Below are 24,465 nucleotides of genomic sequence, written 5' to 3'. Positions count from 1 at the left end.
GTCAATTTTCTAATGGTTCATTATATTTAAAGCTTTACTCCTGATTAGAGATTAATATACCAATAACATTGTTAATTGGCTATGAGGATTAAGCATTAATAGGATTAATGTGCTTTCCCAGCTTAATCCGGAAGTCAACCTTCTTAAAAAAATTGAAGTGCACCCCTGATAAGATTGTAATCCCGCCTGTTTTTTTCTTCATGCTTATTGCCGGATAATTGAAGGCCTCTGTTATGGAATAGATAGTGGATATCTTTTTCTTGTGCAGGTAATTGTGGATGTGGAGCCTCAGCTTAACAGCCAGCCCCATGCCCCTGTATTCATTCATTGTGAATGCATCAAAGATGTATGCCTGGCCTTTTTGAAGCGCAAAGTGGTATGTCACGCTGTTGCATTTCTTAAAATCACACCAGGCAAATGACGCAATCTTTTTCTTATGCTGAATGGCCAGGCAGATATTTCCGTCTGCAAGGCGCTTCAGGAGTTCTTCCTCAAATATGTACCTTCCAGGCATATGTGCAATAAGCGCCACATCCTTTTCCTTTAGAATCACGAATTTGTATCCTTTTGGCAGCTTTTCCATCCCTGCACGCTTGTTGCCTGTTCCTGAAAGCAGTCCGGTTCCCTCAAGCACTAAGTGAAAGGGAGTGATAGTAATCCCTTTTCTTTGAAGCCAATAGGAAAGTGTAAGGATGCGGCTTTCGTGCTTGTCCCGGTGCGAGAGCCAGTTGAAAAATCTGCTGAGTCTTGTCATTTTAGGCCAAGGGCTTTCCTTGCTTCCCTGTGCGAGTAGGGAGACATGCCCAAGTCACTTGCAATGGAAATTATTCTTTGGACAAGCGCCCTGTTTGTGGCGAGTTTTGTCCTGCCTTCATCAAACCAGATGTTGTCTTCCAGACCGACCCGGACTCCGCCGCCTGCCAGAAGCGACATGATGTTCATCCTGAGCTGTGGGTCGCCTACGCCGCCGGCTGACCATAAAGAATTTTCAGGAAGCTCCCTTATCATCAGGCCAAGGTGCAGAATGTCGGCCTGTGCGCATGCAATGTTGCCAAGGATGAGGTTAAAATAATATGGAGGCCTGATCAAGCCCTTCCGTATGAGATACTTGCCATAATTTACCATGCCCAGGTCAAAGGCTTCCAGCTCGGGCTTGATTCCCTTGTCCAGCATTTTCTGGGCAAGCGACCTTATCATGTCAGGTGAATTTATGCTTGCCTGCTTGTTGAAATTCAAGGAACTCAGGGTTAGGCTGGCCATGTCCGGCTTCAATTTTCCCCCGATATCGAGAACCTCTGACCTTCCCTCAAAATCCACAACATTCCTGCCGCTTGTTGTGACACAAAGCACAACATCCTTGTTTCTTTTTCTTATTCCTCCTATAATATCAGCATATGCTTCTTTCTTTGAGGTTGGACTGCCATTGCTGTCCCTTGCATGGATGTGGACCATGTTGGCCCCGAGCTTTGCGCATTCAATTATTTCACTCACAATCTCGCCTGTAGCTATTGGAACATGAGGCGTCATCTCTTTTGTCGGGATCATGCCCGTTGTTGTCAGGTTGAGAAAAAATTTGCCTTTCATCATTATCAGTGGTGAATAAGCAGTCATCTTATAAATATTTTAAGGAAATTGGCCCATAAGAAAGAAGGAAAATGAAAATAGAAAGAAAAAATAATTCTATCTTCTCTTTCTGGAGATGAAGTAACCGGCTGCTGCAAGTATTCCAGCTGCTGCAACTATGCCGAATTCAGGCACGCCATTGGGCGGGATTTCCCCGTTGCCATCAGGAGGGACATATCCGCCGCCTGCGCAGCAGAGTGCATAAAATCCCTGCTCATTGCAGCCATATCCGGAAAGGCATTCAGGCAATTCTGAGCCAGCAATCTGGTTCCAGGCAACATCCTGGGAGTATGGAAGGCCGCCATACACAGTGTAATGTCCTGCTCCGCCGCCTGCCCTGCATGTTATTTCCCCGAGAAGCCAGGTTGGAGTAGTGCCATCCCAATTGTCATTGCCGGTGTTGTATTCATCAGCTGTGCAGAGGTGAAATTCTGCCGGGCACAGGCTTCCAAAATCCTGCTCGCATGTGGTGTCAGACGGGTCGTCGCACACAACTATCGAGCTGTCAGCATTTCCAGAGATATAGACTCCCGGTGCAGTGCATGATGGCACTCCAGCCGGTGCGTATACGCCACTAACCAAGATTAAGGCAATCAATGTTGTCAATATGGTCCTAATCATTTGCATCCCCCCGAAATTTAAATTATAAAGTTAATTAAGTTAATTCCTGAATTTTATATTTGAAAAATATAAGCGTCGGTAATTTAAATACCTGAGCAATAACAATAGTTCATGTCCTGGCCTTGCATCGCGGCAAAGGAAGCTGATACCGTTGCAATGGCTGCCGTTTCTTTATATTTATATCTGTATCTTTGAGAAAAAATATGCGCCAAGGCCAAACAGTGCAACAGTAGTTGCAGCGAGGACTGCCAGGTCAAGCCCGACTCCGAAATGCGTTGCTGAGCTCAATGCCGCTCTCAGGCCATCCACACCATAAGATAGAGGGTTGTAGCGCGCAGTTAATGCCAGGGAATTGGGCACATTGTCCAGCGGGAATAATGCGCCTGAGAGGAAAAACAAGGGCATGATTATGAAATTTATAATAATGGGAAAGGCCTGCATATCCTCCATAAATGTGGCAATGAGGGTGCCAAGGGCTGTGAACAGCAGGCCTATCAGGAGCATGAATAGCATGGCTATTGGCAGCATGCCATAGCTTGTTGGCTTATAGCCAATTGCCAATGATATCAAGAATACAAGCAACCCCTGCGCAAATGCAACAGTCGCTCCGCCGAATGTCCTGCCCATGAAAATGCTCAGCCTTGAAACCGGGGCAACAAGTGTTTCTTTAAGGAACCCAAATTGCCTGTCCCAAATAAGCTCAATCCCGGCAAACATCGCAGCAAAAAGTATGCTCATTGTGATAATGCCTGGCGCAAGGAAATCAAGATAATTGCCGCCCCCTGCCTTCTGGTAGATTGGGCCAAAGCCAAAGCCAAGGGCTACAAGGAACAATATTGGCTGGCCCAAGGAGCCTATCATCCTTGGCTTTGAGCGCCAGTATCGCTTCAGCTGCCGTATCCAAAGCACGTAGATTGCTCTCATCTGCCCCATATCCTCCTATGCTGCCTCATGCTGTCTGCGCCAGATGCCTGCTCTTCCCTGATTGTGCGGCCAGTCAGGATGAGAAACGCGTCTTCAAGGGATTTTGATTTTGTCTGGTTTTTCAGGTCATTAGGAGTTCCTTTTGCAACAATCTCCCCCTTGTCTATGACAGCCACTGTCTCTGCCATCTTTTCTGCCTCTTCCATGTAATGGGTTGTGAAGAAAACTGTCATATTTTCTTTTCTGCTCAGTTTCTTAATGTAATCCCACATGCTGTTTCTTGTCTGCGGGTCAAGGCCGACTGTTGGCTCGTCAAGGAAAAGTATTTTTGGGTGATGGACCAGGCCGCGCGCAATCTCGAGCCTCCGCTTCATTCCGCCGGAGAATTCTTGACAAGGTCATCTTTCCTGTCCCATAAGCCAACCAGCTTGAGCAAATCCTCAATCCTTTGCCTTCTCGATGCTTTTGCAACGCCATAGAGGATTCCATGGAACTCCATGTTTTCATAGGCTGTGAGTTCATCATCCAGGCTCGGGTCCTGGAAGACAATGCCAAATGATTTCCTTACCAGGTTTTTCTGCCTTGCCGCGTCATTTCCATCCAAAAGCACTGAGCCACTTGTCGGCTTTAGCAGGGTTGTCAGCATCTTGATAGTGGTTGTCTTGCCTGCCCCGTTCGGCCCGAGAAATGCAAACATCTCGCCTTTCCTTACAGAAAAGCTGATGCTGTTGACAGCTGTGAGGCCATTGAATTTCTTTGTCAGGCCCCTGGCCAGGATTATGCTGCCCGATTTTTTGTTTTCCGCTTTTTTGCCTGCCATGGTGTTGGAAATGCGACATTGAGTGATTAATAAAGCTTGTGGCACGGGAGGCTGTGTTGCGTAAGCGAGTGGTAAGATGGGTGGTGCGTTGTGAGTGGTATATCTAATCGTTAAATGGCGGATGTTCGGGAAGGCAGGGGTCAAACCGCCAAGAATAGCTTGTCTATTGCTGTGGAAAAATATTTATAGTGCTGTTTGTGCTATAACATCATGGATAACGAACTTCTGAGCCATTACAGGAAAGTCAACGGCACATATTGCATTGACATAGCGGTCTCTGCCTTGGACGAATTGCTCGCCACACATGATCCCTCGCCAATCCACCAGAGGGATTTGCATGGAATAATCACGAAAAGGCTGAAGGAGGAGATTATTTTTTTCCAAAGCACCGACCCGGTTCATGTTGTATTCCATCTGCCAAGGAAATTGCAAAAATATGAGTCTGAGATCAGGAATGCATTCAGGCATTATTTTGAATTTGAGTACATGGACAGCGGCGTGCATTTGGCCAGGCGCGTCTACAAGGCAAGGAAAATCCTGGGCGTTGCGATTGTAATATTCATGTCGCTTATTGCTGCATCATACATTGTTGAGCATTATTTTCCCAACCATGTTATCTGGCATATTGTCTCGGAAAGCCTGTTTGTCGGCTCCTGGGTGGCATTGTGGCATCCTGTTCACCTTCTTCTGTATGAATGGATCCCGCTCCAGGAGGACAGGAAGACATATGGGCGGCTGAAAGCGCTCCCGATAGAATTTGTGTACAAGTGAGAACAAGTTTGGAAATGCCCTTTGTTCTGTGCAACCTGCCAATCTCCGAGGAGATACATGACCTGGTCTTCCGGCACCACAAAATCAGGATAAGGGATATGTTCAGGTGAATAAATCAGTTGATGCTTCTTCAAAGAATTTGTAAAACTGGCATTGCCAAAAAATAAATCATAATGATATGGCAGTTCAGGGTTTATGGAAGTGGGTGTGTAAGGTTTAATGTCAGGAAACAGATGCCTCTTTCCTGGTTATGGTTTCATCTGGCCCAGGAGTTAAATTGGGGGGTATCCCAGATTCCTTCTTAAGGGTAGGCTCTGTGCCATAGAAATGTTGTTTGAGAGTGAAAATTGGCGATGAAGAGTATCCCATTATATTCTCTTTTTGCTCGCGGTTCCTGGAGTCCACTGTATTGCCAGGCTCAAACAGGGCATCGAAGCTGTTTCCAACGGCTTCGACCCCGAAGCGGTGCGCCTTATTGCCAAACATTTTTTGCTCCATTTTTTTCATCTCCTGTTCTTAGCTGAGTATTGATTCAAAATGTATTGTTATTCGCCCCGAAATAGACCAGATAGCGGTCATTAAAAAAATCAATGCTTTCGTCAAAAGTGTCGAGTGAATAATCCTGTGCTCCATGTAGATATGTCGTTTCCATTTTCATTCCTCCATTACAATTGCGATATTTTTCCATCCACTGTGATTTTTCTTGTGTTTCAAGCTCAGGTCATCTTTTACCGGGGCTAAGCCGTGCTTCGCCTCTTTGTCTCATCCTCACTTTCGTACATAAAATCCAGATCTGTCTGCCACATCTCAATTCACCTCAAAGTAGAGCCTCAGGGCAGATTTCTGATAATCCATCCCTGCCCCGAGATTATCTACAAGCAGCTCTTTGATTTCGGCCGCCTTGTGCGGCTTTTTGATTTCAGCTGCTCTAAGTTTGCTCACCAAACTGATCTCCTCACTTGGTTTTCCGCAATAAGGGCATACCATTGTAAGCCCGACAAGTTTGACCTTGCCCTTGCTCTGCCTCATGCAGTGCCTACACCTGAATGCCTTAATTGGCTTAACCATAGCAGTATTAAGTAGGGAAGGTATAATATACTGTGGTAGTAAAAATCAACTTCAACAGGTCAGGTGATTGTTGATTACCCTAGAAAAAATCATTCCTGCCGAACTCGTCCTTGTCAAGGATTATGTTCAATAGCCCGACGTTGTTTGTCTTGATGATTCTGTCCACTGAGAATGGATAGACGCTTACTATTTCAATTTCCTTGGAGTATTTTGTCTGCAAGGACATGAGGTACCTGTCCTTGTGGTCCATGTTCCTGAACCCCATGATAAGAAGGTGTGATACGCCCGACTCTGGAATCCTGTAGCATATTATCACTTGCGGGATCTTTCGTATCTTCTCTGCAATTTGCTCTTCGGAGTATTTTTCCCAGACGGGATCCTTGAATTTTATGCCGAGAACAACCAATGTCTCAATACCTATTTTCTTGAAATCTATTATTGGCATATAACCCTTTATTATCCCGACCTTTTCGAGCTTGTGCCTTATCCTAAAGATCGCCTGCTGCGAGAGCCCCATTTTCTGGGCGATTTCCATATCCGGCACCTTGGCCTGCTCTATGATTTTTTTTAGGACTGTTTTCTCATTCCTTGTCAATTTTGGGAAGTTTGGGTCGGGCATGTCCATGATAAAACCCAAGTGAACATCTTATATAAAGGCTCCTATAACCAAAAACAACAGCCCAATTTTGGAAAAGCAATCCCTATGGCAAAAAGAAGAAATAAAAGCGCCAGGGGGGGACATCAGGCCATGAAGGCGCAGATTCCTATTTTAGTTTTCTGAAGAATTCTTCCCTTTCCATCCCAATTTCTTCAAGGATTGCCTTAAGCAATCCCCTGCTGATATCCTTGTTTGCATGAACAGGGACAACTGTGCTTCTTCCGTCCGCATGCTTGTAAAATCTGTGGCTGCCCTTCTGTCTTTCCGCCTTGAATCCTTCTTTTTCAAGGAATTTGCAGAGTTCCCTGGAAGAAAGCAGCGGCAGCTTCAAGGCTCACACCTCGAGCTGCTGCACACCCACAAATCTGATATTGTCCTGGCTAAGCTTCTGGTTTTTCTCAGATTGGACCTCGAGGCATAGCTCAATCGCTTCCTTGATGTTTTTCATGAGCTCATCTAGGGTGTCTCCCTGGCTGAGGCAGCCCCGGAGCTCTGGCACCTTGCCTGTGTAAACTCCATCTTCGTCTTGCTCGATAAGGACGTGAAATGTTTTTGGCATGGTCACCCAAATAGCTCATGAATTTATATATTTTTGCATATTTCAAGATGAAAAGGCAGTGTGGTAGTCTTCTGACTTGGAGTTAGAACGCCGGGGGGGTATCATCTTTTTCCTTTATAAACAATGATAACGCCCCCCCCCCTTTTCTTACCACTTTTTTACTTGAGAATGCCTAGTTGTTTATTAAACTCACTGATTTAATTAACATAAAAATAGAAAAGTTTATATATCAGTTGATATTATATCAGTTGATATGCAAACAATAACCTTAAAGACAAGGAACTATGCAGAACAAAGAAGCCCCACCTTAAATACAGTTCTTATGGTAGAGGATACTCTGCAAAAAGCTGATAGTCTGATATCGGTTGCTGAATTGAAAAGAAAGCTGCCAAAGCAGGTGATGCATCAGACAGTGATTGCAATATTGGATTATCTGGCATATAGCGGAAAAATAGTCTTCTCCGATGATAAAGTGCTCTGGACATTTAACCCCCAGAGCAAGCTGAAGAAAATGAAAGGGCTGGATGTAAGATGAAGATTGAAGTTGATAAAAGAGGAAGAAAATTATACAAATTCAGCCACTCAGTGCACCAAGGAGGATATTTCTACTGTCATAAAACTATGAATGATGAAACAATACAGGAAAAAGAAGGGCTAAGAAATGCTTTAAAAGCTATTTCTGTAAAATATAAGCTTATTGATGTGACAATAAAGATATACGATAAAATTTTCTTCTTTTTCTTTATGACAATGCCATCACTCAAACCAATGGAACTAATAGAAAGTATTCATAAAAATATCGGGATTTTTACAAAATGGGATAATGATTATTTGTATAATACTGTTTATGACCTGCAGGAAAAGTATTTGAGAATAGATTTGGAGAAAATGGGCTTTGATTATGACAAGGGGTAAAATACAGCCAGAAACAAAAGTGATTAGAAAAGTGCTTGGTTTCATAAACAATCTGCACCCTAAAGAGTTACAAAAAGCGAACAAAGAGTTTCAGGCAACACAAGAGGCACAGTCAGCAAAAGATGATACAACCTATTATAGTGGATTCTTATCATATTTTCTGCTTCAAAGAAAAATTAAGGGCGCAACGCCAATGGAATATGCACTGCTATTCCCTCTTGACTTCTTTACAAAAAATGACCGAAAGATTATAAGAAACTTTGTTGAATACAATGACTCGCTTTTTCAAGTTGTGCATATTAACAGAAAAGATTATCTAATTAAGAATGTAATAGATAGTAAAAAGTACTTAATTAAAACAATTGATTTTCCAAACTTGCTGAAGGTAAATGATTATATCAGTGCACTTATTGTCAAGAGTCAAAAAGGAAGTTATTTCTTTTATGGAAACGTACGGGCTTATTCAAAGGAAAATGGGGAAGAACTCAAAAAGTATGTATTAAAAAATATCAAGAAAATTAAGCCAAGGCATTATCCAGAAATTGAATGGGAAATTGACAAACAAGAATAGAGATATATAAAAATAAAGGTTTCAGAAAAATAACTCAATTTTCAACCAAAATTTCTTTTTTCTTCACAGCTTTGTTCATGGCTTCGCTTATCAATGTTTTCTCAAGCTCAATAATCCTTTGTGTAATTGGATTGCTAACGTTTAGGGTATACAGCTTTGTCTTGCCAAAGCTTCTTGTTGTTTTTATCAGCCTGTGTTTTTCCAATTCTATCCAGTAATTGAACAAAGATGCCCTTGAAATCCCTGCACCCTTGGCGATGTCTGTCTTGCTGTAGTCCATCCCTTTGTTTTCAAGCAGAAAATCAATTATTCTAAATAAAGGCAAGTCTCCCGTCAAATTAAGCAATAACGATTTTTCTTCCATTTTTTTACCTTGATATTGAATAAACAGAAAAGTATATAAATTTAACCTTTCAAAGTCTATTCTGGTGGACTTATGACGTGGAATGATTCACAGATTAAAGGAAAGATTTTGCACAAGCTTACGCGCAAAGGGAAGTTTGAACATAGCCACACTGCCTTTGAGAATCTTGCAAAGAGCTTTCCTCCCGATTTGAAAGGGAGAGTTAAGGAAATCTCTGAAGAATTGATTAAAGAGGGGATTTTGTACTTGAAAAAGACAGGCTATGGAAAGCATGTTTCAATAAATATTGAAAAGAAAGAGAAAATAATGGAGTATATTGGTAAATTTATGGGAAAGGACTAATTTTTTGGCGTTTCACTTCCTTATAAAATAAGAAAAGCGCCGCGGGGGAGATTTGAACTCCCGAGTCCTTGCGGACACTGGATGTCTGCATGGTATAGTAGGTTTCTAAGACACTAGTTATACAGTATCTAGCAATCCAGCGCTATACCGGGCTAAGCGACCGCGGCAGATTTTTAACAAAAATCTGGTAAAAACGGGGGGAACATAAAATTCCCCGACGCGATGTAATTTTAAAGTTATAATCGCTATTGATTCCCGTCCCTATTGCCGATAGTCGCAGTTCGGGAGACCGAGCAAAGCGAGCGTCTCCCTGCCTTCCGTGCCAACTGAGGCCAGTTGTGGCTAAGCGACCGCGGCACAGTATATTGGATTTAATGACGCATTATAAATCTTACCTAAGAAATGCAGTTCGGGAGACCGAGCAAAGCGAGCGTCTCCCTGCCTTCCGTGCCAAATATCTTCCAGGACAATAAAGCCAGAATGCTGCTATTGCCCTAAAGTTTACCTAACCCTGATTTTTCCCTTTCCAGCCTTGTACCCGGTTATCCTGTACTTGAACAGGCTGACATAATCCACTCCCATCCTTACCAGCTTGAACTTGCTGACCCCTGACTGCCTGTCCCTGTAACCTGTAGGCACCTCGCACAGCTTATACCCCGCAAGCTGCGCCTTGATTGCAAATTCAGGAGATATCGCAAAGTTGTCTGATTCCAGCGCAATCCTGTCAAATAATTCTTTCCTGAACGCCCTGAAAGCATTTGTGATGTCATGCACCCTTATCCCGAATAAAATCCTGGTGCAGAGTGTGTAGCCATGGCTTAGGATTGCCTTGGATACCGCAAGGTCGCCCCTTGAGCCGCCTTTCATGTGCCTTGAGCCAAAAACCATGTCAAAGCCTGACTCAAGCTTTTTTACAAATTGCGGCAGCGCGGAAAGGTTGTCCGACCTGTCGCCCATGAGCCAGACAACGTATTTTCCTTTTGCTGCTTTCGTCCCTTCCTTAAGCGCAGCGCCCATGCCATTGTCGCCCTTGCCACGGTGTATTGCCCTGATGAAATCATGCTTGCGGGAGAATGCCGTTGCGATTTTCAGCGTGGTGTCCTGGCTATTGTCATCCACAACTATTATTTCAGCTTCAGGCAGTTTTGCCCTGAGATTTACCAGGTCCTCAAGAAGGAATGGGAGATTGCTGTGCTCATTGTGCGCAGGGATTACAATCGACAATTGGATTTTTCCAGCCATCATGCCAACCCGCGCTTTTCAAGCTCACTGCTTGCCTTGTCGAAATTGTCATGGTGCCCTGCTTCGGAACTGCCCTTGACCAGGCTCGCAAATCCTCTTGAGAATCCTGTTTTAGGCGACCAGCCCAGCCTGGCCTTGATTTTCGAGATATCTGCGATGCAGTGCCTGATATCCCCCTTCCTGAACTTGCCGCTTATTTCCGGCTTGATTTTTTTCCCCAGCAGCTTTGCAGCCTCAAGGGCGACCTGGGTTATTGTGATTGGCTGTCCTGTCCCCACATTGAAAATCCCATAGTCAGAAGCCCTGGAATTCATTGCCAGCATGCTTGCATCAACAACATCATGGACGCTGATGAAATCCCGCGTCTGCAATCCATCCTCATAAATGACCGGGGCTTTTCCAGCCATGAGCCTCGAGATAAAAATTGCGCTCACGCCAGTGTATGGATTGGACAGGCTTTGCCTTGGCCCATAGACATTGAAGTACCGGAAAACTGTTATTGGAATGCCGTACATCCTGCCGATGTGCATTGCCATGTTCTCCTGGTCGCGCTTGGTGTATGAGTAGATGGAATTGCAGTCAAGAGGCGTGTCCTCCTGCACAGGGATTGGGCCAGCGGCCTCATGGCACGAGGGGCATTTTACATCCCAGGAATTGCCGGTAATGTCTTCCTGCGCTCTCAGCCTTCCTTTGAACTCCCCGCATTTTTCGCATTTGTACATGCCTTCGCCATAGCATGTATTCGAGCTTGGTATCACCATTTTTTTGACATTGTGCCTCTCATTTGCCAGGATATCCAGGATTACAGCTGTGCCGTGGCTATTGTCATTGACAAACCTGGCAATCTCATAATTGGACTGCCCTATTCCAACAACAGACGCGTGGTGATAGATGAATTCCACGCCTTCCATTGCCTTTAGCATGAATTTCCTGTCCTTGACATTGCCCTGCATGAATTTTGCTTTTTTGTTCAGGTACTCTGGTGCCTTGCCATTGTGCACCTGGGGCTCAAGGCTGTCAACAATCACAACATCATGGCCTGCATTGACAAGGGAATCTACAAGAAATGAGCCAATGAATCCTGCACCGCCTGTCACAAGTATTTTCATTCCCCGACCCAAGTATTATTTGATTATATGCGTCCACGGGCTGAAATATTTAAAGCATTGCCTTTTCACGCGAGAAACCTTTCATCAGTAAAATTGCTCTTGAAAAAATCAGGCTCACCTGGCTTGATCTTGTTCTTTATGCCAAGCGCATCAGCATAATAGTCAATTATCTCCCCGAAAATAAAATCCAGGCCCTTTGTCAGTTTCCAGCCTGGATAATGCGACCTGAACTTGGACATGTCTGAAATCCACCAGATATGGTCAGATTCCCTTTCAGGCCCTTCAGCTGTTATTGCCTTCTTGCCTGTTTTTGCCTCAACAGCATCTATTGTTTCAAAGATTGAGATTGAGTTTTCCCGGCAGCCTCCAAGATTGTAGGCCTGGCCGTATTTGCCGTTCTTGCCTTTTTTTGGGCTGTCGATGAACTGGAAAACAGCCTTGGCGACATCTGATGAATGTATCTGGTCCCTTACCCTGTGCCCCCCTCCATAGATTGTGTATTTCTGGCCAGAGAGAATGCATTTTATGATGTAAGGAAGATAGCCGTGCATCTCAACTGCCCTTGAATTTTTCCCGGTCAGGCAGCCGCCCCGGAAAGTGGCAGTTTTCAGGCCGTAATTGTGCGCATATTCCTGGCAGTACAGGTCAGCTGCAACTTTGGAGACGCCAAAGGGCGTGTGCCCGCAGTGGTCTATTGACAATGTCTCATCAAAGCTTTTCAAGGCAGTGTTTTCAAAGCGCTTGTTCCACACCTTGTACTTGAAATTATTGGGCTGGTCCCCGTAGACCTTGTTTGAGGACAGGAATGCAAAGGGTATTTTGGGATTAAGCTGCCTTGCCAGTTCAAGAAGCTGCAAAGTGCCAAAGGCATTGATGCTGAAGTCGTCCAAAGGCATCTCCAGGCTTTTCGGGTGGGATGGCTGGGCCGCGCAGTGCGCAATTGCATCCACTTCAGGTATTATCTTGGACATCAGTTCCTTGTCCCTGATGTCACCGCTTACAATTCTGGGCGTCTTGCCGGATGAGAATTCCTCCTGCCTGTTTTTCGCGGTGCTCCCGTCCTTGCCGAAAATGTTTCCGCGCATGTCATTGTCCACAATCACAACCTCCCATTTTTTTGAGAGGAATAGGCTTGCGCATGCGCTTCCAATAAGTCCAAGGCCACCGGTCACTAAAACTTTCATTAAACCCACCAACCAATATTGACAGGTTGTGCAACGAATTTATATATATTTCGAAAATTGGCCTAAACTGCCTGAATTCGCAGCCCGCCAAAAGAATAGATATAAAAATTAGCTGCGCAAAGGCTTTTCAGGGGATAGCTTAGGATAAAATTGAAGGCTGCTGCTAAAAAATGAAAGTTATCAAGATTCGGGCAACAGAGCATGCAACATTGTGGCTATTGGCCATATATATTGTTGTTTTGTCTTTTGTTCTGAAGACGGTATTGATCCCTGCCACAATAGCTTGGGTTGTATTATTTTTTTTGAGGAACAGGCTCGACAGGGAAATCAGCAACTTCCTTTATGTTCTGGCAGCGGGCTCAGCAGTGTTCAGCTTCTTTGTATTTTTTGCCATCTACCTTCCCTTTTCTGCCATTGGGCTTTTGCTGAATAAGTCTGGATTCATAAAGAGGTACTTGATGGGATGGGGCTTGGCCGTGTTCGCGACCCTGCTGGTTTACATTACTACAATTTTTGCGCGCATCCCCCTGACATCCTGGACTATCCTGGCCACATTTTTCTTTCCAGCTGCATTGCTGCTTAGCAAGGCCATTTTCCAGAAAAAATATTCAACCCTCATAAAGGTTGATGGGAAGGAAGCAAAGGCCCTGATAATATGTTTCCTGGCAATTTTCACAGTCGGCCACTACATACTTGAAGATGGAAACCTGTTCAATTCGAACGGGACCTGGCTGTATTCGAAATTTTATGTTATCCCGAAGGACATTGGCAAGTTTGGCGAATTTCCGCATTACCAGCCTTACATGGCAAATGGGGAGTTTGCGTATTTGGCAGATTCCCCTGCATCTTACAGCCATATCGGGCTGGTGTACATGTTCCTTGGCGGGATTGAGCCAGTGCTTTTCTGGAATTCATTCCAGCTGTTCATCCTTTTCATGATCATGCTGGGCACTTACCTCATCATTGCAAGCTGCACAAAAAAGGAATCTTTTGCCACGCCATACATTTTCGGCCTTGCCTCGGCTGCTGTTGGCATTAATTTCGTGTCCCTGCAGTTCCTGGAAAGCTATAAGATGATGTTTTCTGTGCCAATCGGCCTTCTTATCTTGTCAATGGCATTGGATAATCCAAGGGGCCTTGATGAGTTCGGGCTCATGTTTCTTTATGGCGCACTTATGATAGTCACGCACCCTGCGAATACGCTCGGCATTATTATTTTTTCCGGGACAATTTTGCTGCTGCTGCAGACGCAGAAAGACAGCTTATGGTCACGAAGAAAGGAGCTTGCCAGGCATATAAAACAAGAGCGCATCAAAATTTTTTTGGTTGTGATTGCTTTCATGGTCCTGCTGTTCTATCTTGCGCCAAATCTGTATTATCGTGATTTCAACAGGGGAGCGGGGCAGAGCGTCAGGTTTGACACCCATGAAATAGTGGAATATTTCAGGCATTTTTTCGTCGACGACACGCCGTTCTCATTCAGGCACCCTGACCCGCTGAGAAATGATGACAAGAAGATGGGGCCATTCCTGTCAGCCCTTGGCGCCCTTGCGATTCTCTGGGCATTGCTGCGCTGGAAAAAAGGCTCCTTCACAATGGCGCGCATCCTGGCGGCAACCTTCGTGATTGCCATGGTTGTCTCATCATTTGCAAACCTGTTCCCGACAGTTGGCAATATTGAGTATGGGGACAGGATACTGATGTTCCACCAGCTGGTATTTTTTGCAGCAGTCATTGCCATTGTAATCAATGAGGAATCAAAATGGCTGAGGATTTTGCTTGCGGCCATCCTGCTCATTGGAATCATTGCCACTGTGCCATTTGAGATTGAGAATTTCACGGGGATACATAAGGAAAGTGTCATAAATGGTGAAAGGTATTCATCTGAGCTGGATTTTATCAGCAAGCTGTCGATGGATGGCAGGATGATTACTTATGCAATATTCTCAAACGCCTTTGACCCAGCTGTGCACATACTGACAGACAGGTATACTGCCAGGTACGAATTCAACCAGTTCGATGAGTCAAAAACAGTTTACACGAAAATTCACAGCTCCCATTCATGGGGGTTTACCCCTGCCCTGCAAAATTTGACAAGCATAGAGTTCGGGAATTATCTCCGGGCAGGAGGCTACCAGTACGTCTTTGTCAATGCCTGCGAGCCGCTTGGCAGGTCTGTTGTCCAGGTTCTTATGCAGGGCCAGGCCTATCCGATTTACCAGAACAAGGAATACCTTTGTGATGTCATACTTAAGATGAACTACAGTTTTTATTCTGAAAAAGTCATTGTGGCGCCTGAGGCAATGCTTGAAGACTTAAGAAAACTGGAAGGCGGCTTTGTGGCTGTGAGCCTGCTGCCAAAAGAGGGGTGGTATGACATAGGAGGCTATCAGCAAATGCCGGAAAGCTTTGCATATGAACCATTGCCATGGAAGCGCATTAAGCAGGACGAAATTGTAATCACCGGCAACTTTAAGGATGGGGACTGGGTTGTGTTTAAGGAACATTATTTCCCGAGGTGGCATGCGTACATGGGAGGGGAAGAGATTCCTGTGCTGTCATCCACAGAGTACCTGATATTGATGAAAGCCAGGGCAGGGAATGAGATAATTTTGAAGGTTGAGCTGAATGCACTTGAAAAGGTTTCTGCCATGGTTTCTGCACTTGCAATTCTTGGGTTGTATCTTCTGGCGTGGCTTTGGATATAACGCAGCAGAGCCGCAAATGCAGGGATGGAGAAGGTCAAAACCCCGGCCAGTATGATAAGAAGCGATTATGGCAACTGCGTCAGTTCGCACGTTTTTACAACGCTTGAGTTTACCCTGTAATTATCGCATTTCCAGTTTTCCCTTGCCTCAATGCCATACACAAGGCTGAAGGTGCCAGTCTGGTTTGGCCCAATGTAAATCGGTTCCGATGTAATGTCTGCGCTTTGCTTGTTCAGGGTCTGGCAGCCTATGGTTATAATAAAATATCCCCCTTCAGGATCCATGTTTTTGACCGGGATGCTGATGCTGGCATCGCCGCCAAATAAATTGCCAGTGCCGGATGACTCATTTGACAATAATTCAAACACAGCCTCTCTTGTCACCTGATAGCAGCCATATCGGGGGCAGCTGGATTCGGCTGTTTGCGCACCGTTCAGTGCATCTGAAATTGAGGATGCATTGTTGGCAGCGCATTCAAGTGGCTTTTCTGCATTCAGGTTGCCCGCTATCCAGCCTCCAAAAAACCCGACCAGGCCAATCAATGTGCCGTAGACTAGCACATAAAGCACAACCTTTGACATTGGGACAGGATCTGACAAAGCCATGAATAAGCCTCATTTCTTCTCCTTTAAATATGTTTTGCTGGGACCCACTTGCCAGCCAGGAAATTCCTGAAAGATTGGCAAGGGGATAGCTTTAAAAATTCCATTGAATCACATCGCCATATGGCAATTGAGCTGATATCCGTGCTTTGGGCAGGCATTGCAAAGCTTTTTACAACTTTATTTACAGGGGTCTATGACTTTTTCATGTCCGTTATGCCCAAGGCATTTGCCTTTTTGTTCGAATTCATAAAAAGGAGTGTAGGCTGGTTTGCAGGTGAATACGTGGCATTCAAGGCGAAATTGAAATTCTGGAAGCTAAAGAAATCTAAGTAGTTTTTTCCGCGAGCCTGCCCCGGAGATTATCCTGCATTCCCTCCCTGTCTCCTTCTTGAGGAATTTCAGCAGCTCTTTGTTGGCCCTGCCTTTCTCTGCCGGCGCTGATATATTGACCCTGTAAGCTCCGGTTTCAGGGTCCTGGGCCTTGATCTCATTCCTTGGAGAATTCGGGTGCACTATTACACTGATTGCCTTATCCTGCAAAAAGTCCATTTTGATTCCATGATGAGGGGATTGTCTCTTCATGAGCTGTGGATTTCCTTTTCGACCTTCTTGAGGGCGCTGTCAATTGCAAAAAAGAGGTTGAAATCCGTTACCGCCGATACAATCGGCTTGCCGTTGTCCAGCACCTTGGCATGGACTTCATACTTTTCAGATTTTTCCCTCTCGTGCACCTTTTTCATGGTGACGGAAAGCTTCTCGAAGTTCCTGCACAGTTCGCTGAATTTCCTTGCATATGTGCCAACAATCTTCTTCAGAACCACCATGGTTGCTCCATCCATGTCCTTAAAGCCAGTAAGCTCAATGCTGCCGCCAAGTTCCTGTGTTTCTTCCTGCAATGCGCCCACCCCTCTCAATTGATATGCGATATGCCTGCCCTTAAACCTAAAGGCAAATATGGCTGCTTATTCTTTTGTTTTCTATGTATAAAAAGCTTTGCTACGAGCCATGAGAGATAAATTTTGCAGTGATGCCAGTAATAAGGCAGATCAAGACAATGGAGAGGATAAATTATATAAAGCCCGAAACAAGGATTAGCCCCATGAGCTATCTGGTTGAATCATTCTCAGGGATAAGGGGGATTTATGGCGCTGCCTTGACAGAGGAAATTGCAAGGAGATATGCCCATGCATATGCAAGCTGGCTGAAAAAGCAGTCAAAGCACGCTCCGCGGATTGTTGTGGGCATGGATACGAGGGCATCAGGGCCTGCGCTGAAAAAAGCAATGATTGAGGTTTGCTGCAAAACAGCAAAGGAAATAATTGATGTGGAGATTGCCACAACGCCCATGATACAGCTGGCCGTGCGGAAGTACAAGGCTGACGGGGGAATCATAATTACTGCCTCGCACAATGAGCCTGAGTTCAATGGCTGGAAATTCCTGGGCAGCAATGGCGCTGCGCTGAAAGCTGAATCCATGCATGCGATTATCAAAAAAGCAAAAAAGGCAAAAGTTCCGGCAAAAAAAGCCGGAAATTGCAATTTCGTCAACAAAAGCATGGACATTGGGCAGAAATACAGGGAATTTGTTCTCGGCACGCTTGGCAAGGAGATGGTAAAAAGGATAAGGTCGGCGGGATTCAGGCTTGTTGTTGACCCCAATGGCGGAAGCTCCTGGAAAATCATAGCGGATGTCCTCTCTGACCTGAAAATCACTGGCAGGCTTGTGGCTGCAAAGCCAGGCGAGTTCCACAGGAGAATCGAGCCAAATGAAAATTCGCTTTCGTACATGGGAAAAATTGTGAGGGAGGAAAAGGCGGATTTTGGCATTGGCTTTGACTGCGATGCGGACAGGGCTGAATTTGTGCTCCCATTCGGGGAAAATATAGGGAAGGTCATTTCCGGGCACTACCTTCTTGCAATTTTGGCTGATTACATGCTGCCGGGCGCAAAGAACAGGGTTGTTGTGACAAATGACGCGACAAGCCAGGTTGTCGGCGAAATCGTCAAAAAGCACAAAGGCAGGATTTATGAGGTCGAGGTTGGAGAGGCCAATGTTATGGAAGAGATGAAAAAAAGAAAGGCCTGCCTCGGAGGGGAGGGAAGCTCCTCAGGCGGGATTGTGCCGCCGTCGACATCCAGGGACGGCATTCTTGGCATGGCCATGCTATTGGGCATAATGGCAACAGGAAAGAAAAGCCTGTCAAAGATAATTGAAAAGTTGCCGCAATACTATACCCTGCAGACAAAGGCCCTGCTGTCAAAGGAGCGGATGCAGGACCTGAAACATTCAATAAGGGAATATTTCAAGGGCTACAAGGTTACAGAAACCGGCGACGAGACAGGCGGAATAAAAGTGTGGGCCGATGATTCTTCATGGATATGGTTCAGGGACTCAAAGACAGAGCCTGGCGTCGTAAGAATAATAGCAGACTCAAAATCAGAGGAGAAATCCAATGAGCTGATTATCCTGGGAAGAAAGGCGCTGGGCATTGGTACGAATGTTTGCTGATTCTCAGTAAAATCTTCCAATTTCTCATGCAAAGCTATAATAATATCGGGATTTAACAAGGCAAAATGCCAATAGTGACTGACCATAGCAATGAAATTGCCAGGTGGGAAAGGGATATCGACAATGGGATTTATCTTATGACCTTCTACAACAGCAGGCCAGGCAGTGCCGAAGATGTCAGGATTTCCAGCGGAAGATATGCAGATTCTCCCGGGGACCAGGCAGTCCTGATTAATGCCTGGAGAGGGCCTGGCCAAAAACTGGTTATTTTAGAATGGGAAGCTGAAAATAGGGAAAAGCAGGGAATGCTGCAGCAGTTGCTTGCATTTGCAAATGAGGTGCGCAGCCTGGAGCCCTCAGAGATGAGCGTTGGACTGATTTACGAGCACCAGTGGCTTGGAGACGCCATGGAAAAGTATGACAGGGACAGAAGGCCTGGCCTGAGCTACACTGTGCTTGAGGATGAAGGCGGATACTGGCGGCGAAAGGTAAAAAGCCACCATCCGCTTGACAAGATAGCTGAGATGGGATGGGACCCGTCTAAGAACGGGTATTTTGGCGATGCTGATTTCGAATTGATTTTGCCATATGGCGTTACAGCAGAAATGAATTTCCCGGACCCCAAATATGGAGGCAAAGTGGATATTAAAATCCATGCGCTCCAGGATTTGTCACCCGCAATAGCCAGCCTTGCCGCAAAGACCTTGCCCCGCAGCCTCACCAGCGAGCAGCTTGTTTTTGCCCTTCAGAGGATGTTCATGTTTGACCAGCCTGAAAGGCCAGGCCATGCTATTTCTCAGCCAGCACAGCATCCTTCACGATAAATCTGGCATTGTGCTCCCCTTCCACAATTATTTCAGAATCGGTTACCTGGATTGCCTTGCGAAACATCGGGCCGTCCAGGACAAGTGACTCGAATTCTCCCCCTTCTCCGGCGATGTTCAGGCCTGTCCTTTTGTTCAGTTCCACGAGCCTCTTGATGTCCTTATGGCCTATTTCCCTGCCGAGCCAAGACTTGTCCAGGCCAAATGCGGCGACGCTGCTGAATATGAACTTGAATCCTGCATCCAGCAGGACGCCCATTTCCAGTTCCTGGTCCATGTGCCATAATGGCGAAAAAATCTTCAGCCCCAGCGAATCAGCCACCCTCTCAATCCTTTCCCGCTGGTAATTGGAGAACAATGCGCCTGTGACAACCCCTTCTATGGCATGGTTTTTTTGCGCAATTTTAAGCGCTTTTTCAAGGTCCTCAAGCTCAGCCTCTTTTTCTCCATAGGTCACCGTCTCGACCAGTGGAAGCCCAATTGCCTCTGCCTGCATTCTTGCCATGTGCACATTCGGCGTGTGGAACATGTATGAATCCTTGTTTTCGCTTTTCATTGTAATAAGGCAGGAAATTCCATAATTTTGCTTCTGCATTGTATGCATTGCAAAGCAGCTGTCCTTGCCCGAGGAAAACAGGACTCCCAGCCTGAGGTTTTTCTGTGGATAGAATTGCCGGAGGTATTCTGATTTTGTCTTTATTCTGTTTCTCCTTGCCAGCTTTTCAATTGCGGAATCAACCCTGCTGCCGTACTGGGCAGCCCTTTTTTTCCTGGAAGCGATTTCCTGCGGCATTCCCAGGCTGATCATCGCTCTTCTCAGAATTATCTTGTTCGCCTGCTCATTCAGCTTAAGATGGCCGGGAATCTTCAATGAATATTCAACCAGCCTTTTGTCAAGGAACGGCAGCCTCAGCTCAAGGCTGTTGGCCATGGTTATGACATCATCCCTGTAAGTGTCCCGTTCATACATTTTGAGGAGCCCGGAAAGGCATTCATTGTTCACATTCTGGCTTTTCCTGTGCCTGTCATAGCCTGCAAATATTTCCTCGCTTCCTAATCCGGAAAAAATGACCTTGATGCCATCTGCCTTTGCCATTTCACAGGCTGCGAAAAAAGTTACAGCCACTCCGGCTTTTGTCACATTGGTGTCCTCAATCAGCGGAACAACTTTTTTAAGGTATTTTTGCACATCATCAAGTGAAAGGCGCCTGACCTTTAGCCTGAGCCCAATTTTCTTGGCAGCATATTCTGCTGACGCAAGGTCATCTCCTGTTTTCAGGCCCGGCTCGTCCAGGACTGCCAGATAGCATGTAAAGTCCATGCCAAGGCTTTTCAGGATTTGCGCAATTGCCGAGGAATCAACCCCGCCTGAAAAAAGCAGCCCGAATTTCTTGTCAGGCAGCCTCTTGGCCACAGAATTAATCAGCAGCCCGCAGACTTCTTTTTCAATCCGGCCAGGCTTGAGCCTTGACTCAGGCTTGATTGAAAAGAATTTTCGCTGTGCAAATGAGATTCTGTTTTGCCCGATGTCATATGTCAGGATTTGCCTTGGGTTCAGCTCAAAGCAAGCCAAGAAGCCAAGGCTTTCCAGGGCCTTTTTCTCAGAGCAAAATGAGAATGAATCCCCAAAATGGTACCACAATGGCTTTTCACCTATAATGTCCCGCGCCAGGATGACCTTGCCATTCCGCCAGTATGCGAATGCAAATACCCCGTCAATCTCTGGCACAGTTTTGGCGACGCCAAGCTTGTCAAGCATCTGGAGGAGCAGGTCTGCATCGTTTTGGGCATTTATCCTGTGCCTTGCCGAAAGTTCCCTCCAATTGTAAATCTCGCAATTGGCAATGAGAATTCCCTTGCCTTTCAGTGGCTGGGGGAGATAGGAGACAACAGAATGCAGGCAGTGGGCAACTGCGTTCCTGGATTTGATAGGGACAAGGTCCTCGGGCCTTTTTTTCACTTCAATCCATGACTCTGTTGCAATGCCATAGGCCTCTGTGCCCCTGTTCCTTATGGCTTCCAGGGCTTTGGCTGCCAGGCCAGCTGCATTCTCAATGTTGAATATCCCAATAAGGCCGCACATGATAAGGTGAATCTGTTATGGCATTAAAAAGATTTAGCAAGGAGTCAGGATAATCCGTCATCCAGTTTCCATTTCCTGTATACCTCATAAACATCATCCAGGCCCTGTGACTTGTAATATTTCATGATTTTCCTGAGAGTCTCTGCATAATCAAAAATCCCGGCCCCGCCATTGACGCTGACCAATGGCTTCAAATCCAATGCCATGGCAGCAGTTTCATAGTGTTTTATGAATGCAATTGGTGAAAGCTGCATTATTCTGTCGATGTCCAGGCGGAAATGCTGCATGACTGCCAGAACCATGTGCAGGCCTATTCTGTAGGGGGCGCTCCTTGACCTGCCTTCCTTGATTTCCTGAATGAATTTCCTGTCTTCTGTAAGGGAACTGGTTGGCTCAAAGCGAAGCTTCAGGGACTTAACGTATCTTTTGCCTTTGCGATATGTCTTTTTCACTTCTGAGTACATGTCAAATGAGCTTTTTTCAACGCAGAGCTCTGCATACATGGCAATGCCCTCGGCTTGAAAATTTTCAATGAAGAAAAACAAATCCATCCTCAAGGATATGAATTCATCAGCCAATCCAGATTGCTTCCAAGATATCCCCGTGCCACTGTAAGCAAGCTGATTTAGATGCTCGTGGAATTTGTTCATTTTTTCCCGTTGCCGGTCCAGCACAAGAATTCTTGCCCTCACGGCCTTGCCCGTCGCATAATGCTTCACATGCGCAATTTCATGCTCCACTGTTTTCCTTAGCAATGCGCCAATGGCCTTGAATCGGCTCAACTTGTTGAGTGTGCTTGAAACTGCCCATGCAAATCCTGGATTTTGCTCAAGTGGAAAAATGGACTCAGGGTAAAGGTAAATCCTGTAAATTCCGCGGAACGTTTCACTGGGCTTCATGTCGGCTTTTGAGCCGCGGCCAATAAACGTTTTTCTTTTCCGTCTTATCATAAATTCCATTGCGGGGAACATGCCAGCAGCTTTGCATTTCCTCCAGGCAGCGTGAAGGAACTCAAGAAAGTTGGTTGGTTCAATAATGCCGGAGATGAATCCGTACATGCCACTGTCAAAGGTTATGAGCAGTTTTCGTTTCCCAAACTCGTACTCGAATTTTTTTTCAATATAAAGCATCCAGAAACCTTGTTTTGCCAACAATATAAAATTTGCGCTTGCTTGGGTATCCAATCATCTCCCATGGCTGTGCATGGCAGGATGCTCATGGCCTTGCTCCCTTCTTTGCTGCAGCTCATTCAGGTGCCTGATTTTGTGTTCAACAAAGTTCTCGACATCCACACCCGATTGCTCAATTATCATTGAAGCATGCTGGCCGCCAAGGAAATGGGGCATGATGATGTAATCTGCGCCTGACTCATACAGCTTTAATGCTTCGTCAATCTGGTGTGCAGTGGCAATAACCCCTATTTTCGGATTGAGGTTTTTGGCCTTTTCCAGGATAATCATGTTTGTTTCCATGTCAGGGATGGTTGAGATGACAAGCTGGGCCCGGTCCAGCCCAAGGTCATCCAGGAATTCAGCGTCAGATGCATCGCCATAGATGCTGTTGACTCCCTGCTTGGCCAGTGCCTTGATAGTGTCGGGGTCAAAATCAACTATAAGGTATTTTTTCTGCATCTTATGAAGCGAGTTCAAAAGGCTGTAGCCGATCCGGTTATAGCCAAAAAGTATTACTTCGTAGTTGGTTGCCTTGTCATGGAACTTGTATTGCTCCTCCCTGAAAGCCAGCTTTTTTTCAAAGGACCCCAGGTGCTTCCTGAGGAAGTTGTAAATCTGGTGGTTATAGATGATAAAATAGGTTGAGCCGGCCAAGGTTAAGATGCCGACCAGTGTAATAAATGATATTGTGTCATGGGAAAGGTGCCCCACTTTTGCCCCAAGCACTACGAGGATAAGGGAAAATTCGCTGATTTGGGCCACTGCAGTGCCTGCCAGGAAGCCAGTCCTTTTTTTATATCCCAGAAATCCCATGAGTGCCATGACTATGAGGGGATTGCCTACCAGAATGAATGCTGAAAGCGTCAAGGCAGGGAAGATGGCTGTGCCCAGGGACGAAAATGTGAGCTTTGCGCCGAGCGAAATGAAAAAAAGGACAATAAAAAAGTCCCTTAGGCTGCGTATCTTTCCCGAAATTTCGTGATGGAAATTGGTGCTCGCGAGGGTTATTCCTGCGAACAATGCGCCGATTTCAATGGAAAATCCAGCCGCAGCAGTCAGAAGCGAGAGGAGAAAGGCCCAGCTGATGCTGAAAAGGAACAGCAATTCCTGCGTCCTGGCAAGGAAGTGTATAAGCTTTGGAAAGACATATTGGCTGATGACATAAAGCAGGAAGATAACGCCTGCCAATTTCAATATTGTTGCGACAATCACCTGAGCCGGTGCTCCTTCCCCTCCAAGGGATGATACTGCCATAAGGGCAAAAATCGCCACAATGTCCTGGACTATCAGGAATCCTACTGCCACCTTGCCATACAGTGTGTCAAGGTCTTTCTTGTCTGAAAGCAGTTTTACAATGATGATTGTTGAGCTGAACGATATGGCCAGCGCCACATAGAGGGAAACAATGACGGAGAATCCGAAAAGGAAATGGCAAATCAAAAAGCCAAAGGCAGTAGTCAAAAAAATCTGCCCAATTCCCGTGATAAGCGAGACTGTGCCCACTTCCCGCAGCGTGTTCATGTTCAGGTTCAGGCCAACTATAAACAAAAGGAATGCAATGCCTATCTCTGCCAGGGCATCCAATGTTGCGCTTTCATGGACAAAATCCAGGATGAAAGGGCCCACCACTATTCCGGCAATGAGATAGCTGATGATGGTCGGCTGCTTTATCAGCGATAGCAGGATTGCAAGAAGCGTTGCTATGATAATGGCTACAGCCAATTCAAGAAAAATCTGTTCCATGCGCAACCTCTTTTAGGCTGGAATCAGTTGGCTGGATATATAAAATTTAT

General features: G+C 45.6%; 28 protein-coding genes, 1 tRNA gene and 1 pseudogene. 9 read left to right on the top strand and 21 right to left on the bottom strand.

Features of this window, described 5'->3' with window-relative positions; genetic code table 11:
* Window positions 1-88: 88 nt before the first annotated feature.
* From J4227_04315 to J4227_04295, 5 genes and pseudogenes are all read right to left on the bottom strand, one after another.
* Window positions 89-754: a hypothetical protein gene (locus tag J4227_04315; protein MBS3109725.1), complete on the bottom strand. Its 666-nt coding sequence runs from the start codon at window positions 752-754 to the stop codon at window positions 89-91.
* Window positions 751-1,584 carry a 3-keto-5-aminohexanoate cleavage protein gene (locus tag J4227_04310; protein MBS3109724.1) on the bottom strand — a complete coding sequence of 278 codons (834 nt, stop codon included), beginning with the start codon at window positions 1,582-1,584 and terminating at the stop codon, window positions 751-753. The genes J4227_04315 and J4227_04310 overlap by 4 nt, the downstream gene beginning before the upstream one ends.
* 96 nt (window positions 1,585-1,680) lie before the next feature.
* Window positions 1,681-2,244 (bottom strand): hypothetical protein, encoded by a 564-nt coding sequence (locus J4227_04305; protein MBS3109723.1) that lies wholly within the window; start codon window positions 2,242-2,244, stop codon window positions 1,681-1,683.
* 177 nt (window positions 2,245-2,421) lie between these two features.
* Window positions 2,422-3,168, bottom strand: a complete 747-nt coding sequence (locus J4227_04300; protein ID MBS3109722.1) for an ABC transporter permease — start codon at window positions 3,166-3,168, stop codon at window positions 2,422-2,424.
* Window positions 3,165-3,988: pseudogene (locus tag J4227_04295) on the bottom strand (ATP-binding cassette domain-containing protein). The gene J4227_04300 and the pseudogene J4227_04295 overlap by 4 nt, the downstream one beginning before the upstream one ends.
* Window positions 3,989-4,198: 210 nt before the next feature.
* Here J4227_04295 and J4227_04290 point away from each other — a divergent pair.
* Window positions 4,199-4,759, top strand: coding sequence for a hypothetical protein (locus J4227_04290; protein ID MBS3109721.1), 561 nt, complete (start codon window positions 4,199-4,201; stop codon window positions 4,757-4,759).
* 222 nt (window positions 4,760-4,981) lie between these two features.
* Here J4227_04290 and J4227_04285 read toward each other — a convergent pair whose 3' ends face one another.
* From J4227_04285 to J4227_04265, 5 genes are all read right to left on the bottom strand, one after another.
* Window positions 4,982-5,257, bottom strand: a complete 276-nt coding sequence (locus J4227_04285; protein ID MBS3109720.1) for a hypothetical protein — start codon at window positions 5,255-5,257, stop codon at window positions 4,982-4,984.
* Window positions 5,258-5,566: 309 nt separating this feature from the next.
* Window positions 5,567-5,788, bottom strand: coding sequence for a hypothetical protein (locus J4227_04280; GenBank protein ID MBS3109719.1), 222 nt, complete (start codon window positions 5,786-5,788; stop codon window positions 5,567-5,569).
* Between the two features lie 118 nt (window positions 5,789-5,906).
* The gene (locus J4227_04275) at window positions 5,907-6,452 is read right to left on the bottom strand and encodes a hypothetical protein (GenBank protein MBS3109718.1); all 546 of its coding nucleotides are present in this window, start codon (window positions 6,450-6,452) and stop codon (window positions 5,907-5,909) included.
* 139 nt (window positions 6,453-6,591) lie between these two features.
* On the bottom strand, window positions 6,592-6,816 hold the full coding sequence (locus J4227_04270; GenBank protein ID MBS3109717.1) for a type II toxin-antitoxin system HicA family toxin: 225 nt from the start codon (window positions 6,814-6,816) through the stop codon (window positions 6,592-6,594).
* A 3-nt stretch (window positions 6,817-6,819) separates the two neighbouring features.
* The gene (locus J4227_04265) at window positions 6,820-7,050 is read right to left on the bottom strand and encodes a type II toxin-antitoxin system HicB family antitoxin (GenBank protein MBS3109716.1); all 231 of its coding nucleotides are present in this window, start codon (window positions 7,048-7,050) and stop codon (window positions 6,820-6,822) included.
* A 247-nt stretch (window positions 7,051-7,297) separates the two neighbouring features.
* Between J4227_04265 and J4227_04260 the strand changes: the two genes are divergently transcribed.
* From J4227_04260 to J4227_04250, 3 genes are read left to right on the top strand one after another with little or no spacing between them, the layout of a single operon-like run.
* On the top strand, window positions 7,298-7,579 hold the full coding sequence (locus J4227_04260; protein MBS3109715.1) for a hypothetical protein: 282 nt from the start codon (window positions 7,298-7,300) through the stop codon (window positions 7,577-7,579).
* Window positions 7,576-7,959, top strand: a complete 384-nt coding sequence (locus tag J4227_04255; GenBank protein MBS3109714.1) for a hypothetical protein — start codon at window positions 7,576-7,578, stop codon at window positions 7,957-7,959. The genes J4227_04260 and J4227_04255 overlap by 4 nt, the downstream gene beginning before the upstream one ends.
* Window positions 7,946-8,530: a hypothetical protein gene (locus J4227_04250; protein ID MBS3109713.1), complete on the top strand. Its 585-nt coding sequence runs from the start codon at window positions 7,946-7,948 to the stop codon at window positions 8,528-8,530. The genes J4227_04255 and J4227_04250 overlap by 14 nt, the downstream gene beginning before the upstream one ends.
* A 34-nt stretch (window positions 8,531-8,564) precedes the next feature.
* Here the strand turns inward: J4227_04250 and J4227_04245 are convergent, their stop codons facing one another.
* Window positions 8,565-8,894: a hypothetical protein gene (locus J4227_04245; GenBank protein ID MBS3109712.1), complete on the bottom strand. Its 330-nt coding sequence runs from the start codon at window positions 8,892-8,894 to the stop codon at window positions 8,565-8,567.
* 72 nt (window positions 8,895-8,966) lie between these two features.
* Between J4227_04245 and J4227_04240 the strand changes: the two genes are divergently transcribed.
* Window positions 8,967-9,236, top strand: coding sequence for a hypothetical protein (locus J4227_04240; GenBank protein MBS3109711.1), 270 nt, complete (start codon window positions 8,967-8,969; stop codon window positions 9,234-9,236).
* Between the two features lie 37 nt (window positions 9,237-9,273).
* Here J4227_04240 and J4227_04235 read toward each other — a convergent pair.
* The 4 genes from J4227_04235 to J4227_04220 form a co-directional block, all read right to left on the bottom strand.
* Window positions 9,274-9,403 (bottom strand) — tRNA-Ser (locus J4227_04235).
* Window positions 9,404-9,737: 334 nt separating this feature from the next.
* On the bottom strand, window positions 9,738-10,478 hold the full coding sequence (locus J4227_04230; GenBank protein MBS3109710.1) for a glycosyltransferase: 741 nt from the start codon (window positions 10,476-10,478) through the stop codon (window positions 9,738-9,740).
* A complete protein-coding gene (locus J4227_04225) occupies window positions 10,478-11,587 on the bottom strand; it encodes an NAD-dependent epimerase/dehydratase family protein (GenBank protein ID MBS3109709.1) in 1,110 nt (369 codons plus the stop codon). Before J4227_04225 ends, J4227_04230 begins: the two co-directional genes overlap by 1 nt.
* A gap of 65 nt (window positions 11,588-11,652) precedes the next feature.
* Complete coding sequence (locus tag J4227_04220; protein MBS3109708.1) at window positions 11,653-12,771, bottom strand: NAD-dependent epimerase/dehydratase family protein; 1,119 nt, start codon at window positions 12,769-12,771, stop codon at window positions 11,653-11,655.
* 170 nt (window positions 12,772-12,941) lie between these two features.
* On the opposite strand from J4227_04220, the gene J4227_04215 reads away from it, so the two are divergent.
* Window positions 12,942-15,479, top strand: coding sequence for a hypothetical protein (locus J4227_04215; GenBank protein ID MBS3109707.1), 2,538 nt, complete (start codon window positions 12,942-12,944; stop codon window positions 15,477-15,479).
* A 65-nt stretch (window positions 15,480-15,544) separates the two neighbouring features.
* Here the strand turns inward: J4227_04215 and J4227_04210 are convergent, their stop codons facing one another.
* A complete protein-coding gene (locus J4227_04210; protein MBS3109706.1) occupies window positions 15,545-16,084 on the bottom strand; it encodes a hypothetical protein in 540 nt (179 codons plus the stop codon).
* Window positions 16,085-16,204: 120 nt separating this feature from the next.
* On the opposite strand from J4227_04210, the gene J4227_04205 reads away from it, so the two are divergent.
* Window positions 16,205-16,417: a hypothetical protein gene (locus tag J4227_04205; protein ID MBS3109705.1), complete on the top strand. Its 213-nt coding sequence runs from the start codon at window positions 16,205-16,207 to the stop codon at window positions 16,415-16,417.
* On the opposite strand, the gene J4227_04200 is transcribed toward J4227_04205, so the two are convergent.
* Window positions 16,400-16,633 carry a DUF167 domain-containing protein gene (locus J4227_04200; GenBank protein ID MBS3109704.1) on the bottom strand — a complete coding sequence of 78 codons (234 nt, stop codon included), beginning with the start codon at window positions 16,631-16,633 and terminating at the stop codon, window positions 16,400-16,402. The genes J4227_04205 and J4227_04200 overlap by 18 nt on opposite strands.
* 29 nt (window positions 16,634-16,662) lie before the next feature.
* Window positions 16,663-16,980: a hypothetical protein gene (locus J4227_04195; GenBank protein ID MBS3109703.1), complete on the bottom strand. Its 318-nt coding sequence runs from the start codon at window positions 16,978-16,980 to the stop codon at window positions 16,663-16,665.
* Between the two features lie 203 nt (window positions 16,981-17,183).
* On the opposite strand from J4227_04195, the gene J4227_04190 reads away from it, so the two are divergent.
* Window positions 17,184-18,593, top strand: coding sequence for a hypothetical protein (locus J4227_04190; protein ID MBS3109702.1), 1,410 nt, complete (start codon window positions 17,184-17,186; stop codon window positions 18,591-18,593).
* Window positions 18,594-18,658: 65 nt separating this feature from the next.
* On the top strand, window positions 18,659-19,417 hold the full coding sequence (locus J4227_04185; protein MBS3109701.1) for a hypothetical protein: 759 nt from the start codon (window positions 18,659-18,661) through the stop codon (window positions 19,415-19,417).
* On the opposite strand, the gene J4227_04180 is transcribed toward J4227_04185, so the two are convergent.
* The 3 genes from J4227_04180 to J4227_04170 are packed head-to-tail and all read right to left on the bottom strand — an operon-like array spanning window position 19,383 to window position 24,415.
* Complete coding sequence (locus J4227_04180) at window positions 19,383-21,500, bottom strand: diphthine--ammonia ligase (GenBank protein ID MBS3109700.1); 2,118 nt, start codon at window positions 21,498-21,500, stop codon at window positions 19,383-19,385. The genes J4227_04185 and J4227_04180 overlap by 35 nt on opposite strands.
* A gap of 44 nt (window positions 21,501-21,544) precedes the next feature.
* Window positions 21,545-22,630, bottom strand: a complete 1,086-nt coding sequence (locus J4227_04175; protein ID MBS3109699.1) for a hypothetical protein — start codon at window positions 22,628-22,630, stop codon at window positions 21,545-21,547.
* Window positions 22,631-22,684: 54 nt separating this feature from the next.
* Entirely contained in the window at window positions 22,685-24,415 is a 1,731-nt protein-coding gene (locus J4227_04170) for a cation:proton antiporter (protein MBS3109698.1), read from the bottom strand.
* Window positions 24,416-24,465: the final 50 nt, after the last annotated feature.

Source organism: Candidatus Woesearchaeota archaeon (assembly GCA_018303405.1).
Taxonomy (GTDB): domain Archaea; phylum Nanobdellota; class Nanobdellia; order Woesearchaeales; family JABMPP01; genus JAGVYD01.
Note: the sequence above shows the minus strand (reverse complement) of the source record. Positions and strands in the feature narration are given on the sequence as shown.

Excerpts from the sequence above, each read along its gene's own strand:
- J4227_04315 (MBS3109725.1), bottom strand. The coding sequence starts at position 754 with ATGACAAGACTCAGCAGATTTTTCAACTGGCTCTCGCACCGGGACAAG.
- J4227_04310 (MBS3109724.1), bottom strand. The coding sequence starts at position 1,584 with ATGAAAGGCAAATTTTTTCTCAACCTGACAACAACGGGCATGATCCCG.
- J4227_04305 (MBS3109723.1), bottom strand. The coding sequence starts at position 2,244 with ATGATTAGGACCATATTGACAACATTGATTGCCTTAATCTTGGTTAGT.
- J4227_04300 (MBS3109722.1), bottom strand. The coding sequence starts at position 3,168 with ATGAGAGCAATCTACGTGCTTTGGATACGGCAGCTGAAGCGATACTGG.
- J4227_04290 (MBS3109721.1), top strand. The coding sequence starts at position 4,199 with ATGGATAACGAACTTCTGAGCCATTACAGGAAAGTCAACGGCACATAT.
- J4227_04285 (MBS3109720.1), bottom strand. The coding sequence starts at position 5,257 with ATGGAGCAAAAAATGTTTGGCAATAAGGCGCACCGCTTCGGGGTCGAA.
- J4227_04280 (MBS3109719.1), bottom strand. The coding sequence starts at position 5,788 with ATGAGGCAGAGCAAGGGCAAGGTCAAACTTGTCGGGCTTACAATGGTA.
- J4227_04275 (MBS3109718.1), bottom strand. The coding sequence starts at position 6,452 with ATGGACATGCCCGACCCAAACTTCCCAAAATTGACAAGGAATGAGAAA.
- J4227_04260 (MBS3109715.1), top strand. The coding sequence starts at position 7,298 with ATGCAAACAATAACCTTAAAGACAAGGAACTATGCAGAACAAAGAAGC.
- J4227_04255 (MBS3109714.1), top strand. The coding sequence starts at position 7,576 with ATGAAGATTGAAGTTGATAAAAGAGGAAGAAAATTATACAAATTCAGC.
- J4227_04250 (MBS3109713.1), top strand. The coding sequence starts at position 7,946 with ATGACAAGGGGTAAAATACAGCCAGAAACAAAAGTGATTAGAAAAGTG.
- J4227_04245 (MBS3109712.1), bottom strand. The coding sequence starts at position 8,894 with ATGGAAGAAAAATCGTTATTGCTTAATTTGACGGGAGACTTGCCTTTA.
- J4227_04240 (MBS3109711.1), top strand. The coding sequence starts at position 8,967 with ATGACGTGGAATGATTCACAGATTAAAGGAAAGATTTTGCACAAGCTT.
- J4227_04230 (MBS3109710.1), bottom strand. The coding sequence starts at position 10,478 with ATGGCTGGAAAAATCCAATTGTCGATTGTAATCCCTGCGCACAATGAG.
- J4227_04225 (MBS3109709.1), bottom strand. The coding sequence starts at position 11,587 with ATGAAAATACTTGTGACAGGCGGTGCAGGATTCATTGGCTCATTTCTT.
- J4227_04220 (MBS3109708.1), bottom strand. The coding sequence starts at position 12,771 with ATGAAAGTTTTAGTGACCGGTGGCCTTGGACTTATTGGAAGCGCATGC.
- J4227_04215 (MBS3109707.1), top strand. The coding sequence starts at position 12,942 with ATGAAAGTTATCAAGATTCGGGCAACAGAGCATGCAACATTGTGGCTA.
- J4227_04210 (MBS3109706.1), bottom strand. The coding sequence starts at position 16,084 with ATGGCTTTGTCAGATCCTGTCCCAATGTCAAAGGTTGTGCTTTATGTG.
- J4227_04205 (MBS3109705.1), top strand. The coding sequence starts at position 16,205 with ATGGCAATTGAGCTGATATCCGTGCTTTGGGCAGGCATTGCAAAGCTT.
- J4227_04200 (MBS3109704.1), bottom strand. The coding sequence starts at position 16,633 with ATGGACTTTTTGCAGGATAAGGCAATCAGTGTAATAGTGCACCCGAAT.
- J4227_04190 (MBS3109702.1), top strand. The coding sequence starts at position 17,184 with ATGAGCTATCTGGTTGAATCATTCTCAGGGATAAGGGGGATTTATGGC.
- J4227_04185 (MBS3109701.1), top strand. The coding sequence starts at position 18,659 with ATGCCAATAGTGACTGACCATAGCAATGAAATTGCCAGGTGGGAAAGG.
- J4227_04180 (MBS3109700.1), bottom strand. The coding sequence starts at position 21,500 with ATGTGCGGCCTTATTGGGATATTCAACATTGAGAATGCAGCTGGCCTG.
- J4227_04175 (MBS3109699.1), bottom strand. The coding sequence starts at position 22,630 with ATGCTTTATATTGAAAAAAAATTCGAGTACGAGTTTGGGAAACGAAAA.
- J4227_04170 (MBS3109698.1), bottom strand. The coding sequence starts at position 24,415 with ATGGAACAGATTTTTCTTGAATTGGCTGTAGCCATTATCATAGCAACG.